Raw genomic sequence first — 13,249 nt, 5'->3', positions numbered from 1 at the left:
CGCCATCGGATATATCGCCCCGAGCGAAATGGAGCTAAAAGCCGCCTAAACCCGTCCACTTTTTCGGGGGAAGATCAGTTACAATCCCATCCGGCAAAACCGTATTGGCCAAGGCGGACGTGGACCAGAGAGCAACGACAGCGGCGAGCAAAAATTTAAGTCGCATTCCCAGTCCTTAAGTGGCATTTCATGCCAAATTAAACTTATTAAATCGCCCGGAGACTAGGGTTCCCGCAGAACTCTTGCAAGCGGTACCTGTCAGCATTTCTGTCCTTTTCGTCCCAAAATGCCAAACTGAGTCATAGTGAAGACCTCCTGGTTGGCCGGTTCGATTGCGGGCATTATCGATGGCAACAATCCGAGAGCTTCGCGAACTTGATACTTTGGGTTTTGCATCGCTCGTTCCGTGTAGCCCGGTCCAGCTTTCGACCGCGCAACAGGGCTCTTGCGAAACCCATCGTCCTGACGGGCGCAATCGGTATCAAGCAATCGCTCGTTCGATCCCATTGCGAGAACGAAGTTTGATGGGGTTCGCTCCCATCCCACAGAGCTATCCCGCGTGTTTTGATGTGCTAGTTTCGCGGCCTGAGATACCCGGCTATATCTTGGACGCGACATGAGGCGACGAGGGTTCATCACGCTGCTTGGGGGCGCGACTGTTGCCTGCACAGTCGGCGCGCGCGGGCAATCGCCAAAGCGGCCGACCATTGGCTTCCTGGGGACGGTTGCACAATCATCTTGGACCAGATCCATCGCCGCTTTCGAAGGAAGGTTGCGCGAACTCGGTTGGATCGAAGGCCGCAATGTTGCTGCCATCGATTATCGCTGGGCCGATGGACGGGCTGACCGGATTGCCGAGATTGCCGCGGAGTTTGTCCGTCTCAAGGTCGATATCATTGTGACCGGAGGAAATGCGGTCCTCGCGATCAGGAAGTTGACATCGACAATTCCAGTCGTGTTCGCCGTGGCTGTGGACCCGGTTGGCAGTGGTTTTGTCGATACGTTGTCGCGACCGGGAGGCAATGTGACCGGCCTGTCGATCCAAGGCCCCGATCTGGCGGGCAAACGGACCGAGCTGTTGCGAGAATTACTTCCCGGTCTCCAACGATTGGCAGTGTTGGCTAATGTTGCCTATCCGGCCGCTAGGCAGGAGCTGGCCGAGGTCCAGGTCGCGGCGCGCGCGCTTGGCGTCAAGGATGTTCCACTGGAAATCCGCGGCGAACAGGATATCGCGCCTGCGTTCGAAGGGCTGAAGGCACGGGCCGAGGCGCTCTACATCGCGAGCGAGGCATTGGTCGACGCCAGACAAGTTGTGATCAACGCGCTGGCCTTAGGCGCGCAGCTGCCGACAATCTGGGGCGTCAGTGGTGGTGTTCAATCCGGCGGGCTCATGTCTTACGGGGCGAGCCTTCCGGCTCTCTTCCGCCGCGCCGCCGATTACGTCGACCAGATCCTTCGCGGGGCTAAGCCGGCCGATCTACCAGTTGAACAGCCGACCAAGTTCGAGCTTGTGATCAACTTGAAGACAGCGAGGGCACTGGGACCGAACGTGCCGCCCGCCCTGCTCGCTCGCACCGACGAGGTGATTGAATAGCGCGTGGAAGCAGTATTGAGCAATCGTTAGTTCGATCTGATTGTGAGGAAGAAGTTTGATGGGGTTCGCTTCAGCGCGCTAATAGTGCAGCATTGTCACCATTATGCTGCGTTCGCCGATGGCCCGTGCTGACCTCAGCCCAAAGCGCGGCGATGTAGCTTCCGAACGGTAACCCGATCAAGGTCATACTGGTTGGTCTTTGACCCACAGCCGACTTCAATGTTGAGCCGATCTGCTCTGGGTGCTATCTTTCAACGGCATCATTCCCATTAGGACTGATGAGGCGGGCGGGTTATCAGGCTTACGGACTGCCGCCTGCCATTTGGAAATTGGAATACTTTAGCCATAGGCCCCGCCTCCGGACGCATTTCAAAGTCGGCCGGGGGAATGCTCACTGGACACCATTTCCCTCCGTTCTTCCCATTGACTCGGAGGCGGGCTTTTTCGTCCAACGCTTTAGAAAAAGCCATTCGCCATGTCTACTTTCAGAAGCCGCGCCCGGTGCGCGCAAGGCAATGACCATTCAAGCGCTAGGCGAGTTTGCCGCTACGTTTTGGCCTCCACGCTCGGAGCCGCCTGCGTCATTCCCTTCGCCAGCACCGCGTCCGCTCAATGCGCGGCCCGCGACGTCTTGCAGAACCAGCTGAAGTTCAAGGCGCGCTCACCGCCCGCATCCCAACAGCCTATCAGGTCCGCTCGCGACGTTGCGACATGGAAGACGATTACAATAGGTACCTTTCCCGACTCTCTTACGCTACGCAACGCGCTCGATAGTAAGGGCTGCAATATCGGTGGTCAGGCTGCTGAAATCCTTGCTCGGCCGACGTTCACCGTTAGCTCTCGCAAGACGAATGTGGAGCTCGTCGATCTATCGCCAGCGCAGCTTGGGTTCACGTCCCATACCGTGACCTTGGCCAGCGTTTACGCACGCGCCCAGCAACTCGGCCTTGAACTTGCCCAGGCCGAAGTTGGCCCGCAATTGCGCATCCAATACTTCGACCAGCCAATCGGGGAATTTCTCATCATCGGAATGGAGCCGATCAAGACATGGAGCGGCGAGCCGATTATTCTCAATGTGGCAAATGGCGGTGCAGGATTGATCCTAATCGGCCAGGATGGTCGATCCGAAGCGGATATTCCCGTGACATCTCGTTTCATTTTCGCCCGATCCCATCAACCGGCGGCCAGCACCGACGTCGTCGGATCAGTAGCAGCATTCTTGCCGCCGTGAACGGACTGGCGCGTTAGCGTCGGATGACGGCTTGTGGCCCCGTGCCTGAGCGCGGGGATGTCTGCTTCCCTTTGGGCCCAAGGCCGACGTCCAGAAGTATCGACTCCAACGCCACCTTCTGACAACCAAGGAGACACCACGCATTTGTCAGCAAGCACCCTACGCCCGCCGCATCAGCCTGAGCGAGGCCGCCAGCCGCAGGCTGCGCTTGCCGGCGAGCGCGATGCCTTCGAGCTCGCCGCTGTCGTCCGTGCAAGTCCCCGAAAAACCGATCCCGACCTCGTAGCCACCGAACACCGGATTCTCGCCTTTCGCCGGCGTGTGCTCCTGGTTGAGCATCTCGCCCTTCCAGCGGCCGTCGGCCGACGAGTAGGAGCCGAGGTAATAGAAGAACGCATCGCCGCCGAGGATGCGGCCGTCGATCAGCAACATCACGCCGGAGAGCCCGGCATCGACGCCGTCGAGCGCGCGCAGGCTCATCCCGTAGAGCCCGTTGGCGATGCTGCCCTCCCCGATCGTGCCGCGGGGCGGCAGCGCGCCGTCATCGAGCCGGGTGAGATTGGCCCAGAAGTTGCCGCCCGGCATGGTGTCCGCGCTGCCGTTCAGACGGATCTCGTTGCCGTTCAGCCGGCCGCGCGCGCCGATCCTGGCGACATCGGCCCCCATCAGCGGCTTGTAATGGGGATCCTCGTTGTGCCGTTCGGTGATCACCTCGGCGATGATCTCGCCGTCCCGCTCGAAATAGGTGCCGAGATGCGCAAAGGCCGAATTGCCGCCGAGCATCTTGCCGTCGTGCAGGCACATGATGCTGCGCCCGAACGCATCGTGGATGCCGTATTCAACCTTGTAGAGCCCGTCCAGCAAAGTCATGAACCCGCAAAAAGCAAAGGGAATCGCGGGCTACCTAGCACTGTCGGCGCAGCAAGGCCATCCGGCCTATGCGCACAGGGACCGCTCGCGGAGCTGATCGTGCCATGATCCTCAGGCGGATCAGTGCCGTTTGAAATATTGCACGTCGCGCTCGTGCTTCTCGGCCGCGGCGCGGCTCCTGAAAGTGCCGAGGTTGCGGCGCTTGCCGGTTTTGGGATTCACCTTGCGGGAATAGAGCCGGTATTCGCCGGATGCGAGCTTGCGGATCATGGTTGCGCCTCCTGTCGTGGCCTCGATTCAACCCGCTTCGCACCTGGTCCGTTCCGTCACGGCCTCGCCTGCGGCGCGAACTGCTGGTTGGCGAAGGGCTGCGGGTCGGAGGGGACCTTCATCACGACGAAGCTGCGCTTCATCGACCGATGGCAGCCATTGCAGCCCTCGGTCAGATCGCCCAGCGCTTTAGCGAATTTGCGGCCCTCCTTCGCATCGATCGCGTCGGACGTCGATTGCAGCGACGGCTCCAGCGTCGTGACGTTGCTGACGGGGATGCCGGAATAAAGCACGGCGGCCTCGATCAGGCTCGCCTTGAGCTGGCGCAGTTCATAGGCGGCAAGCTCCCAGTTCTGCGCCTTGCCAGCCAGCCAGAGCTTCTGATGGCGCGTTTGCGCGGCGCTCATGATGTCGCCGAGCCGCGGCACATACTGGTCCGCCGACGGCGATTTCAGATCCTGCGCCGCCACCGCCGTCGCCGCTCCCAAGCCGGCCAGCGCCAGCATCCATGCCCGAAGCTTCATCGCAAGTCTCCATTCCCATGAAGACGCAATGTAGGCCGGCACGGCGGCCGGCAGCCTTGCGCTCGATCAAGGCCGGCCTCGACCCCTCCACCGCGAGCGCCCGTAGCGAGGGCCCTCACCTCACCGGCATTTCAAGGCTCGAGTCCCGACTGTCGCAGCACGGGCACGACCTCCGGCGATGCCAGATAGCGCAACAGCCGGTCGGCGGCTTCGGCCTGCTTCGCGTTCGCCATGCGGCCGGCAGAGAACACGGCCGGCGTCTGCAATTCGTACGGGACCGGGCCGATCACCTCGATGCCCTCGACCTGCTTCAGCTCGCTGATCTGCTGCACGGCGAGATCCGCCTCACCGCTGACGAGCCGCTCCGCCGTAAACCCCTGCTCGACAATGGTCGCCTTGGCGTTGATCTCGGCCGCAACACCCATGCGCACGATCAGCTGGGCGAAGTACACGCCGCTCGCGCCCAGCCGCGAATAGGCAACGGACCGCGCCGCGAGCAGCGCTTCGCGCAGCGCAGCTTCATTGCCGATGTCGGGATGCGGCGCACCTGTCCGCACGGCAAGGCCGACATAGGAGCGCGCGAGGTCGGCTGCGGAATCTGCGATCACCCGGCCCTCCCCGATCACCTCGTCAAGCCCCTCGCGCGTGAGGATCACGAGATCGGCGGCCTCGCCGGCGCGCAGGCGCTTCAGAAGTGCCAGGGTCGGCGCGAAGTCGGCGTCGACGTGAATGCCTGTTGCGGCCTCGAACGCGGCGGACAGGCTGCGCATCGCCCCCATCAGGCCGAGCGTGGAGAGCATACGAACTTTTTCCATCGGTGATTTCCGTAAGATCAGGCGCGATGCATCAGCTTGAGCACAGCCGTCAGGCGCAGGCTGCGCTTGCCGGCGAGCGCGGTTGCTTCCAGCACCGCGCCTTCGCCGTCATAGCTCCCGGAGAAGCCAATGCCGACCTCGTGTCCGCCGAAGATCGGATCGTCCTTGGCGGGCGTATGCTCCTGGTTGAGGATCTGCCCCTTCCAGCGGCCGTTCGCGGCGGTATAGCTGCCGAGATAGTAGAACGAAGCATCGCCGCCGAGGATGCGGCCCCGGTTGAGCAGCATCACGCCGGTGAGCCCGCCATCGACGCCGTCGAGCATGCGCAGGTGAATCGAGTAGAGGCCGTCGGTGATGCCGCCCTCGCCGACGCCACCGGCGATCGGCACCTCGTCTTCCGTGATCGGCGTCATCAGCGACTGAAAGGGAACGCCGGGCAGCTCTTTCAGCTCACCCTTGAAACGATAGAGATCGCCGTCGGCAACACCCTTCGCGATCAAGGTCGCATCATCAGTGCCGGCCATGGCGCGGTAGTTCGGATCAGGGTTGTGACGGACGGTCTTGATGACGATGTCGATGCCATCCGCGGTCTTGGCGTAGGTGCCGATATGGGCGAACGCCGAATTGCCGCCGAGCATCTTGCCATTGCCGGCATGCATCACGCTCCGGCCGATGCTGTCGCCGAGCTGAAATCGTACCTTGTAGAAGCCTTCAAACACCAGCCGTGTCCCCGGCCCGCGCATCCTGCGGACACTCTATCCCGGTTTCGACGGAGTTGGACAGGCGTCACACCGGCATGACCGGCAGACCCACAACAACCGCTGTCATCCGAATGCAAAAATCCGCCGGAGCAGTTCTGCTCCGGCGGATTGAAAACCAACCCGGGCCAGCCCCCCAGCCCGGGCCGGGAGGGTTTTAGGCCGCAGCCTTCTTGTCGGTCGGCACGGACGAGATCGTCTTCAGGATCTGCGAAGCGATCTGGTATGGGTCGCCCTGCGAGTTCGGACGGCGGTCTTCCAGATAGCCCTTGTAACCGTTGTTGACGAAGGAATGCGGAACGCGGATCGACGCACCACGATCAGCCACGCCGTAGCTGAACTTGTTCCACGGCGCGGTCTCGTGCTTGCCGGTCAGACGCTTGTCGTTGTCCGGGCCGTAGACGGCGATGTGGTCCATCAGGTTCTTGTCGAAGGCGGCCATCAGCGCCTCGAAGTACTCCTTGCCGCCGACCGTACGCATGTACTCGGTGGAGAAGTTGGCGTGCATGCCCGAGCCGTTCCAGTCGGTGTCGCCGAGCGGCTTGCAGTGGAACTCGATGTCGATGCCGTACTTTTCGGTCAGGCGCAGCATCAGGTAGCGGGCCATCCACATTTCGTCGGCGGCCTTCTTGGAGCCCTTGCCGAAGATCTGGAATTCCCACTGGCCCTTCGCGACTTCCGCGTTGATGCCTTCGTGGTTGATGCCGGCCGCGAGGCAGAGGTCGAGATGCTCTTCGACGATCTTGCGGGCGACGTCGCCGACGTTCGAGTAGCCGACGCCGGTGTAGTACGGACCCTGCGGCGCCGGGTAACCGGAGGCCGGGAAGCCGAGCGGACGGCCGTCTTTGTAGAAGAAGTATTCCTGCTCGAAGCCGAACCAGGCGCCGGCGTCATCGAGGATGGTGGCGCGCTTGTTGGAGGCGTGCGGGGTCTTGCCATCGGGCATCATGACTTCGCACATCACCAGCACGCCATTGGTGCGGGCACCGTCCGGGAACACCGCGACCGGCTTCAGCACGCAATCCGAGCTGTGGCCTTCGGCCTGCTGGGTGGAGGAGCCATCGAAGCCCCAAAGCGGAAGCTGCTCGAGCGTCGGGAACGACGCGAATTCCTTGATCTGAGTTTTGCCGCGCAAGTTCGGAGTCGGCGTATATCCGTCGAGCCAGATGTACTCGAGCTTATACTTGGTCATTGAGCCTCTCTGTAGATGATGCGAAAGGTGGGGTTGAGAGCCCCGCACGTTTGTACCCGGCCATCATCGGCCAGCGCCTTATAAGCATTTTACGTGCCAAAAGGCCGCAGCGCGGGAGGTTTTCCACCGAGGACGGAACCGGCCCGCCGGCCGAAACATCTCCACGGCGACATGCGTCATAGCCGCGCACCTTCGCGTGAAGCTGCACTGCAAAATTTCCGCGGAAAACGCCTGATTCCGGGGCAGGCGATCCCCCGCCGCAGGTTGCCGATGAAACACGCATCAACGTCCGGCAACTTTCGCAAAGCGCCCGGCCCCTGCTCAGCAACCTTTGGAATGGCCCAGGCGTTAGTCACCAACACGGTGCCTTAGGGGGTGCAGGCAGACGACTGCCTAGAAATTGGGCGGCAACTGATTTCCTTTTCAGCACTTTCCAATTCGCCATGCGCGGCCGATATGGGGATTCCAGTAACCACAATCGAACGAGTCGGGCGCACCATGGAGGCCAAGGCGCTTCGACCAAGGAGCAATCGCAATGATGAACAATGGTCTGAGTCACGGATCTGCGACGATCTACCAATTCCCTGTCGGGGGCCGCGCGGCTCTCGCCGGACGCCGCTATGGCGAGACCCGCCCTCCCGCCGATCACGCTTCGCTCCCCGCGAACGTCTCGATCTGCAGCGACAGCTGGTACCACCAGGATGCGGTCGAGGAAGCAAAGCCCAAATGGGACCGCTGATGTCTGCGTCAGGTTTGCGACCGCCGCGCTCTTTGAAGCACCGGCGGAAGTTTGAAAAAGGGTCGAAACAACGACGTTTAGGCCCTTTTTGATTCCGGACCTGATGCGCGATCAGATCACCGCGCAGGCCGTGACCGGCCGCTTCATGTGCTTGACCGTGGTGGCCCCGCTCCGGCCGATCGTGAGTGTGATCCCCGCCCCCGAATAGCGCGCACCCGAGACCGTCAGCCGCTTGGCAAGCGTCACCGGCTCGCCGTCGATCTGGAGGAAGGCGCGCTTGTCGTAGTCATAAAACCCGACGATGAACTGGGTACCATCGGCGCAATGGTAGGTCCGGAACGTCTGCGCATCGGCCTGGCGCGCACCCGTCATTCCAGCCAGAATTGTGATCCCCCAAAGAATGGCCTTGTACCGGCCCATGATCGCCCCCGTAATAGACTTCAAGGACGCCCGGAGTGCGTCCAATGGAACCATAACTCAAACTGAGCCCAACAACTCAAACTGAGCCCATGACAGATTCCCCTGCCCGTCACCTCGCCCTGCAAGGCGCCAGCAATTTTCGCGACCTCGGCGGCTACGTCACGACGGACGGCCGCACCACGCGTTGGCGCCACATCTTCCGCTCCAATCATCTCGGCCAGCTCACCGCTGCCGACGTCGAGGTCGTCCGCGAACTCGGCGTCAGAAGCGCGTTCGACTTCCGCGGCGTCGAGGAGCGTGCGACCGGCATCTGCGTGGTGAACGAAATCACCGTGCATTCGCTGCCGATCGAGCCGACAGTGGTGGCCTCACTGCGCACCGAGCTCGCCAGGGGCGCGCTCACTGGAGCGGTCGCGCTCGAGCTCATGCGCGAGTCCTATCGCAATTATGTCCGCCACAACACGCACAGTTTTCGCGCGCTGTTCGGCCATCTCCTGGAAGACCGCGCGCCGCTCGTGATCCATTGCACCGCAGGGAAGGACCGCACCGGTTTTGCCAGCGCCCTGATCCTTCATGCGCTCGGCGTACCCGAGGACGTCATTGCGGAGGACTATCTGCTGACCAACCGCCACTACAGACGCGACGTTTCGAGCGTCTCCGATCTGCCCGCCGACGCCCTCGATGCGATCGGCTCGGTCGAGGCCTCCTATCTCGATGCTGCTTTCGATGCCATCGGCCGCGACTATGGCGACGTCGAAACCTATTTGCGCGACGGCCTCAAGCTAGGCGCATCCGAGCGGACGGCGCTGAAGGAGCGCTATCTTCAGGCGTAAGCGACGCCGAACGCCTCACGCCGTCGGAGATTGCGGTAGCCTACGCCCTAAAGTTGCATCTATGTCTCAGCCTTGATGCCGCCGCCATTGCAAGTCCAATTCGCCTCGCGCAAAAGTCGGCGGGAAGTGAGACGACGGAGAGAGTTGTCGTGCAGGGAAAAGTCATCGTCGTGACCGGCGCGCTCGGTGCGCTTGGCAAGGTGGTCACAGCCGTCGCGCTGGCGCGCGGCGCGCGGATCGCCGGCATTGATCATGCGCCCCCTCAAATGCCCGCGACGGCCGAGCGCATCGAGATCGGTGGCGTCGATCTGTCCGACGCGGCGCAAGCGAAGACGGCGATCGAGGCTGCCGCGAAACATTTCGGCGGGCTGGATGCCTTGATCAACATCGCCGGCGGCTTTGCCTTCGAAACCGTCGGCGACGGCGACATCAAGACGTGGCAGCGCATGCATGCGCTGAACGTCCTGACGGCCCTCAACACCTCGCACGCGGCATTACCGCATCTTGCCGCCTCAAAAGCAGGCCGCATCGTCAATATCGGCGCGATGGGCGCACTGCAGGCCGGCTCCGGCATGGGTCCCTACGCTGCCTCGAAAGCGGGCGTGCACCGCCTCACCGAGGCTCTGGCCAATGAATGGAAGGGCAAGGTCACCGTGAACGCTGTGCTGCCGTCAATCATCGACACCAAGGCCAACCGCGCCGACATGCCGAATGCGGATTTCTCCAAATGGGTAACGCCGCAGGAGCTTGCCGAGGTGATCCTGTTCCTCGTCAGCGACGCCGCCAGCGGCGTCACGGGTGCATTGATTCCGGTGAGCGGACGCGTGTAATCAATCCGGCACCAGCAGCCGTAGATTGCCCTTGAAACGGATGCTCTGCTTCCCGGCGAGCGCAATGCCCTCGCCATAGGCAGTCTCGTCGGTGTAGGTGCCACTGAAGCCGATGGTCACGACCTTGCGACCCCACACCGGACGCTCATCGAACGAGGGCGAATGCTCCTCGTTGGTCAGCTCGCCCTTCCATTTGCCGTCGGCGGACGTGTAGCTGCCATAGGCAAAGAAAAAGGAATCACCGCCGCGCATGGTGCCGTCACGCAGCACCATGACGCCCTGATTGCCGCCCTGCACCCCATCCAGCATCTCGATCCGGATGTGATAAAGCCCGTTCCTGATCGTCATATTCGCCAGCGCCCGCTTGTTCCCCGGGCGGGGATATAGCTGGCTTGACCGCGTCCGGGCAAATGCCCGTCAGTCCGAGTCCGATCCGGGCTAGACTGCCGAACTGATTCTTCGATCGGAAACTCGCCTTGGAAACCGCGCTCTATCTCCCCGTCAAACGATTCCTCGAAGAGCTCGGCTTCTCCGTGAAGGGCGAGATCGGCGGCTGCGATCTCGTGGGCCTCAGCGCCGGCGATCCGCCGGTGGTGGTGATCGGCGAGCTCAAGCTTGCCTTCAATCTCGAACTGATCTTGCAGGCAGTCGATCGCGCCCCGGCGGGCGACGAGGTCTGGATCGCCGCAAAGATGTCGATCCGCGGCAAGGGCCGCGAGAGCGATGCGCGCTACCGCAACCTCTGCCGTCGCCTCGGCTTCGGCATGTTGGGCGTGACCGACAATGGCCAGGTCGAGGTGCTGGTGAAGCCGCCGACGGCAGCCCCTCGCCGCGAGCCGAAAACGCGCTCGCGGCTGGTGGCCGAGCATCAGCGCCGCCAGGGGGACCCCGTGCTCGGCGGCAGCACGCGCGCGCCGATCATGACGGCCTACCGGCAGCAGGCGCTGGCCTGCGCATCAGAGCTCGCAGGCGGTCCGCGGCCCGTGCGCGAATTGCGCGAACGTTGTCCCGATGCAGGCAAGATTCTTCTGCACAATGTCTACGGCTGGTTTGAACGCGCCGAGCGCGGCATCTATCGGCTGACCGAGGCCGGCCACGCGGCGCTGAAGCGCTGGCCCCAGGCGCCGGCCAAGACCATCGCGCGCGAGGCATCCCTGCCCTAGCAGCCGTCATTTTGGGGAATGACATGATCGTGGTGACTGGCAGCGCAACTCTTCGGCCCGAGACATTCGAGGAGGCCCGCCGGCTCAGCCTCGAACACGTCCACCGTTCGCGCCAGGAGCCCGGCTGCATCTCGCATGCGGTCCATGTCGACGGTGAGAACCCCTTGAAGCTGGTGTTCTTCGAGCAATGGGCCGACCGCGCCGCGCTCCTGGCCCATTTTGCGGTACCCGCGTCCGGCGAATTCGTCCGGATCCTGCGCTCACTCGCCACGGGTCCGACCACGCTCGAACTTTACGATGCCACCAGGCTTGAGAAGTTGTGAGTGCATAGCTGAGATGCCACACCAAATTCATATTGCAATGCAACATCTGGGGCACTAGGTATCCCGGCATCGAAATGAGGCCGTTATGAGCGCAGACTGGAATACCAAATATGGCACGCGGCGCGTCCGCCACGATCCGCCCACCCTGGACGAGGCGATCTTCGCCGCCGTCGGCATCACCGACGACCAGGAGCAGCAGGCCGAGATCGCAGCCGCGCTGATGGGAATGCCGCTCGACGTCGTTCACGCCGAGGTCAAGAAGCAGGCTCGCACCAACAGCCGCATCACCGCGACGCGCGTGATCGCCGGCGAACAGGGCGCGCAGCGCTCGGTCGTGGTCGAACGCCGTGTCGTCCGCCGCTTCGGCAACGACAAGCGCACCGGCACCTGAGCCTTTAAATCTTCGCAGCTTCAATAAAAAAGCGGACCGGCCTGGCCGGTCCGCTTTTTTATTGATTCAGGCCTTTGAATTTCAGGCCCTTGGATTTCACGCCGCGCGATTGCCGTACATGCTGGAGATCAGCCTCCAGCAGGTCGAGTTGAAGCTGAGAAGCGCGCGGCCGGCCTTGAACGGGGCGGCTGCAAGATCAGCAAGCTCAGCCTCGGGCGGCTTGGCGAGATCGATCGTGCCGGTGGATTCTCCATGGCGGAAAGCGAGGTGAGCGCCAAACTTCCTTGCGAGCGCGCGCATGGCATGGTTCTCCGCACCGGTGGTGATGCGCAGGCTTTTGTAGCCCTTCCAGCGCGCTTCGGCGATCAGGCGGCTGAACAGCACGGTGCCGACATTCTGCCGGCGCGCGGGGGTCTCTACGCTGAAGGCGACCTCGGGCAGCGAATCGCCCTCGGGCGGATGCAGCTCGGCCGCACCTCGGACGACGCCATCGACGATGTAGGCAACGATCACGGTACCGTCCTCGGCGCAGCGAGCTGCGTAACGCTCGATGAAACTATCGTCGAGGAAGCCGTTAAAGCGGTCGTGCCGGCTTTGGGCATCGAGCCGCAGCAGGTGATCGCGCAACAGCGGCAATTCTTCCTGCTGGATCAGGGTCCGCACATAGCCGGGGGCGGTGCGGACTTTATCTTCAAGTACCACGTCAAAACTCCTCTTGGTGTCCCTCGAGGAGGCGTTCGAATCCCTAGGCCTCCAATATTGTGCGCCGCAGCAAGTTTTTCAAGATGGGAGCCCGCTCAAGTTTGAGGCAGCGCAAACGACTAATTCGTTAACAAAATCAACCCTCCGTAGTCTTACAGGACCAGCTGCGTCTGGGTCACCACAGCGACCAGCTTACCGTCCTCGGTCTCAAGCCGGGTGGTCCAGACCTGGGTTCGGCGGCCTCGGTGGACCGGGGTGGTGGTGGCGATGACAGTGGTTCCCTCCTTCGCCCCGCCGACGAAATTGGTCTTGCTCTCCAGGGTGGTCGTGCCCTTGGCGTCCTCCGGCAGGTTGATCACGGTCGCAGCAGCTCCAACAGAATCCGCGAGCGCCATCACCGCACCGCCATGGATGGTGTGATGCAGGGTGCAGAGATCGGGCCTGACCATCATCCGCGCCACCACGCGGTCCTTCCCGGCTTCGACGAACTCGACGCCCTTGAGCTCGGCGAACGGCATCTTCATCGCTTTAAGCTTTTCGAGCGGCGTCATCACATCTCCTCCCAATTCCTTGCTCTCTCAGCGTGAATGGCTT

At 62.4% G+C, this 13,249-nt stretch carries 18 protein-coding genes; 8 read left to right on the top strand and 10 right to left on the bottom strand.

Annotated elements, in window-relative coordinates; genetic code table 11:
* Positions 1–772 precede the first annotated feature (772 nt).
* A complete protein-coding gene (locus tag JQ587_RS34475; protein ID WP_249154667.1) occupies positions 773–1,594 on the top strand; it encodes an ABC transporter substrate-binding protein in 822 nt (273 codons plus the stop codon).
* 631 nt (positions 1,595–2,225) lie between these two features.
* Positions 2,226–2,825, top strand: a complete 600-nt coding sequence (locus JQ587_RS34470) for a hypothetical protein (protein WP_349629553.1) — start codon at positions 2,226–2,228, stop codon at positions 2,823–2,825.
* Between the two features lie 159 nt (positions 2,826–2,984).
* Here the strand turns inward: JQ587_RS34470 and JQ587_RS34465 are convergent, their stop codons facing one another.
* The 6 genes from JQ587_RS34465 to JQ587_RS34440 all read right to left on the bottom strand — a co-directional run bounded on the left by JQ587_RS34465 (position 2,985) and on the right by JQ587_RS34440 (position 7,254).
* The gene (locus JQ587_RS34465) at positions 2,985–3,689 is read right to left on the bottom strand and encodes a hypothetical protein (RefSeq protein ID WP_212299822.1); all 705 of its coding nucleotides are present in this window, start codon (positions 3,687–3,689) and stop codon (positions 2,985–2,987) included.
* Positions 3,690–3,815: 126 nt separating this feature from the next.
* Positions 3,816–3,965, bottom strand: a complete 150-nt coding sequence (locus JQ587_RS34460; protein ID WP_212299541.1) for a hypothetical protein — start codon at positions 3,963–3,965, stop codon at positions 3,816–3,818.
* Between the two features lie 56 nt (positions 3,966–4,021).
* Positions 4,022–4,489, bottom strand: a complete 468-nt coding sequence (locus JQ587_RS34455; RefSeq protein ID WP_212428309.1) for a hypothetical protein — start codon at positions 4,487–4,489, stop codon at positions 4,022–4,024.
* A 131-nt stretch (positions 4,490–4,620) separates the two neighbouring features.
* Positions 4,621–5,304 (bottom strand): substrate-binding domain-containing protein, encoded by a 684-nt coding sequence (locus JQ587_RS34450; protein ID WP_212428308.1) that lies wholly within the window; start codon positions 5,302–5,304, stop codon positions 4,621–4,623.
* A gap of 17 nt (positions 5,305–5,321) precedes the next feature.
* Positions 5,322–6,023: a GrlR family regulatory protein gene (locus tag JQ587_RS34445; protein ID WP_212299538.1), complete on the bottom strand. Its 702-nt coding sequence runs from the start codon at positions 6,021–6,023 to the stop codon at positions 5,322–5,324.
* 196 nt (positions 6,024–6,219) lie between these two features.
* The gene (locus JQ587_RS34440; RefSeq protein WP_212428307.1) at positions 6,220–7,254 is read right to left on the bottom strand and encodes a glutamine synthetase beta-grasp domain-containing protein; all 1,035 of its coding nucleotides are present in this window, start codon (positions 7,252–7,254) and stop codon (positions 6,220–6,222) included.
* 535 nt (positions 7,255–7,789) lie between these two features.
* On the opposite strand from JQ587_RS34440, the gene JQ587_RS34435 reads away from it, so the two are divergent.
* Entirely contained in the window at positions 7,790–7,993 is a 204-nt protein-coding gene (locus JQ587_RS34435; protein WP_212299536.1) for a DUF2735 domain-containing protein, read from the top strand.
* A gap of 111 nt (positions 7,994–8,104) precedes the next feature.
* Here the strand turns inward: JQ587_RS34435 and JQ587_RS34430 are convergent, their stop codons facing one another.
* Positions 8,105–8,413 carry an MliC family protein gene (locus tag JQ587_RS34430; RefSeq protein ID WP_212428306.1) on the bottom strand — a complete coding sequence of 103 codons (309 nt, stop codon included), beginning with the start codon at positions 8,411–8,413 and terminating at the stop codon, positions 8,105–8,107.
* Between the two features lie 89 nt (positions 8,414–8,502).
* Between JQ587_RS34430 and JQ587_RS34425 the strand changes: the two genes are divergently transcribed.
* On the top strand, positions 8,503–9,246 hold the full coding sequence (locus JQ587_RS34425; RefSeq protein WP_212299533.1) for a tyrosine-protein phosphatase: 744 nt from the start codon (positions 8,503–8,505) through the stop codon (positions 9,244–9,246).
* Positions 9,247–9,395: 149 nt separating this feature from the next.
* Positions 9,396–10,076: an SDR family oxidoreductase gene (locus JQ587_RS34420; protein WP_212299532.1), complete on the top strand. Its 681-nt coding sequence runs from the start codon at positions 9,396–9,398 to the stop codon at positions 10,074–10,076.
* Here JQ587_RS34420 and JQ587_RS34415 read toward each other — a convergent pair whose 3' ends face one another.
* On the bottom strand, positions 10,077–10,424 hold the full coding sequence (locus tag JQ587_RS34415; RefSeq protein WP_212299530.1) for a GrlR family regulatory protein: 348 nt from the start codon (positions 10,422–10,424) through the stop codon (positions 10,077–10,079).
* Positions 10,425–10,552: 128 nt separating this feature from the next.
* Here JQ587_RS34415 and JQ587_RS34410 point away from each other — a divergent pair, with 128 nt between their 5' ends.
* From JQ587_RS34410 to JQ587_RS34400, 3 genes are all read left to right on the top strand, one after another.
* Positions 10,553–11,239, top strand: a complete 687-nt coding sequence (locus tag JQ587_RS34410) for a DUF2161 domain-containing phosphodiesterase (RefSeq protein WP_212428305.1) — start codon at positions 10,553–10,555, stop codon at positions 11,237–11,239.
* 23 nt (positions 11,240–11,262) lie between these two features.
* A complete protein-coding gene (locus JQ587_RS34405) occupies positions 11,263–11,562 on the top strand; it encodes a putative quinol monooxygenase (protein WP_212428304.1) in 300 nt (99 codons plus the stop codon).
* Between the two features lie 85 nt (positions 11,563–11,647).
* Positions 11,648–11,953 carry a hypothetical protein gene (locus JQ587_RS34400; protein ID WP_212299524.1) on the top strand — a complete coding sequence of 102 codons (306 nt, stop codon included), beginning with the start codon at positions 11,648–11,650 and terminating at the stop codon, positions 11,951–11,953.
* A gap of 96 nt (positions 11,954–12,049) precedes the next feature.
* Here JQ587_RS34400 and JQ587_RS34395 read toward each other — a convergent pair whose 3' ends face one another.
* Positions 12,050–12,655, bottom strand: a complete 606-nt coding sequence (locus JQ587_RS34395; protein WP_212428303.1) for a GNAT family N-acetyltransferase — start codon at positions 12,653–12,655, stop codon at positions 12,050–12,052.
* A 152-nt stretch (positions 12,656–12,807) separates the two neighbouring features.
* On the bottom strand, positions 12,808–13,206 hold the full coding sequence (locus JQ587_RS34390; protein ID WP_212428302.1) for a PaaI family thioesterase: 399 nt from the start codon (positions 13,204–13,206) through the stop codon (positions 12,808–12,810).
* Between the last annotated feature and the right edge of the window lie 43 nt (positions 13,207–13,249).

The sequence above is a fragment of the Bradyrhizobium manausense genome, from assembly GCF_018130615.1.
GTDB lineage: Bacteria > Pseudomonadota > Alphaproteobacteria > Rhizobiales > Xanthobacteraceae > Bradyrhizobium > Bradyrhizobium manausense_A.
This window is presented reverse-complemented; position numbering and strand designations above follow the sequence as displayed.

Bases quoted from the DNA above. Each gene is read 5' to 3' on its own strand.
- JQ587_RS34440 (WP_212428307.1), bottom strand. From the start codon at position 7,254: ATGACCAAGTATAAGCTCGAGTACATCTGGCTCGACGGATATACGCCG.
- JQ587_RS34415 (WP_212299530.1), bottom strand. From the start codon at position 10,424: ATGACGATCAGGAACGGGCTTTATCACATCCGGATCGAGATGCTGGAT.
- JQ587_RS34400 (WP_212299524.1), top strand. From the start codon at position 11,648: ATGAGCGCAGACTGGAATACCAAATATGGCACGCGGCGCGTCCGCCAC.
- JQ587_RS34460 (WP_212299541.1), bottom strand. From the start codon at position 3,965: ATGATCCGCAAGCTCGCATCCGGCGAATACCGGCTCTATTCCCGCAAG.
- JQ587_RS34390 (WP_212428302.1), bottom strand. From the start codon at position 13,206: ATGACGCCGCTCGAAAAGCTTAAAGCGATGAAGATGCCGTTCGCCGAG.
- JQ587_RS34450 (WP_212428308.1), bottom strand. From the start codon at position 5,304: ATGGAAAAAGTTCGTATGCTCTCCACGCTCGGCCTGATGGGGGCGATG.
- JQ587_RS34435 (WP_212299536.1), top strand. From the start codon at position 7,790: ATGATGAACAATGGTCTGAGTCACGGATCTGCGACGATCTACCAATTC.
- JQ587_RS34425 (WP_212299533.1), top strand. From the start codon at position 8,503: ATGACAGATTCCCCTGCCCGTCACCTCGCCCTGCAAGGCGCCAGCAAT.
- JQ587_RS34405 (WP_212428304.1), top strand. From the start codon at position 11,263: ATGATCGTGGTGACTGGCAGCGCAACTCTTCGGCCCGAGACATTCGAG.
- JQ587_RS34455 (WP_212428309.1), bottom strand. From the start codon at position 4,489: ATGAAGCTTCGGGCATGGATGCTGGCGCTGGCCGGCTTGGGAGCGGCG.
- JQ587_RS34430 (WP_212428306.1), bottom strand. From the start codon at position 8,413: ATGGGCCGGTACAAGGCCATTCTTTGGGGGATCACAATTCTGGCTGGA.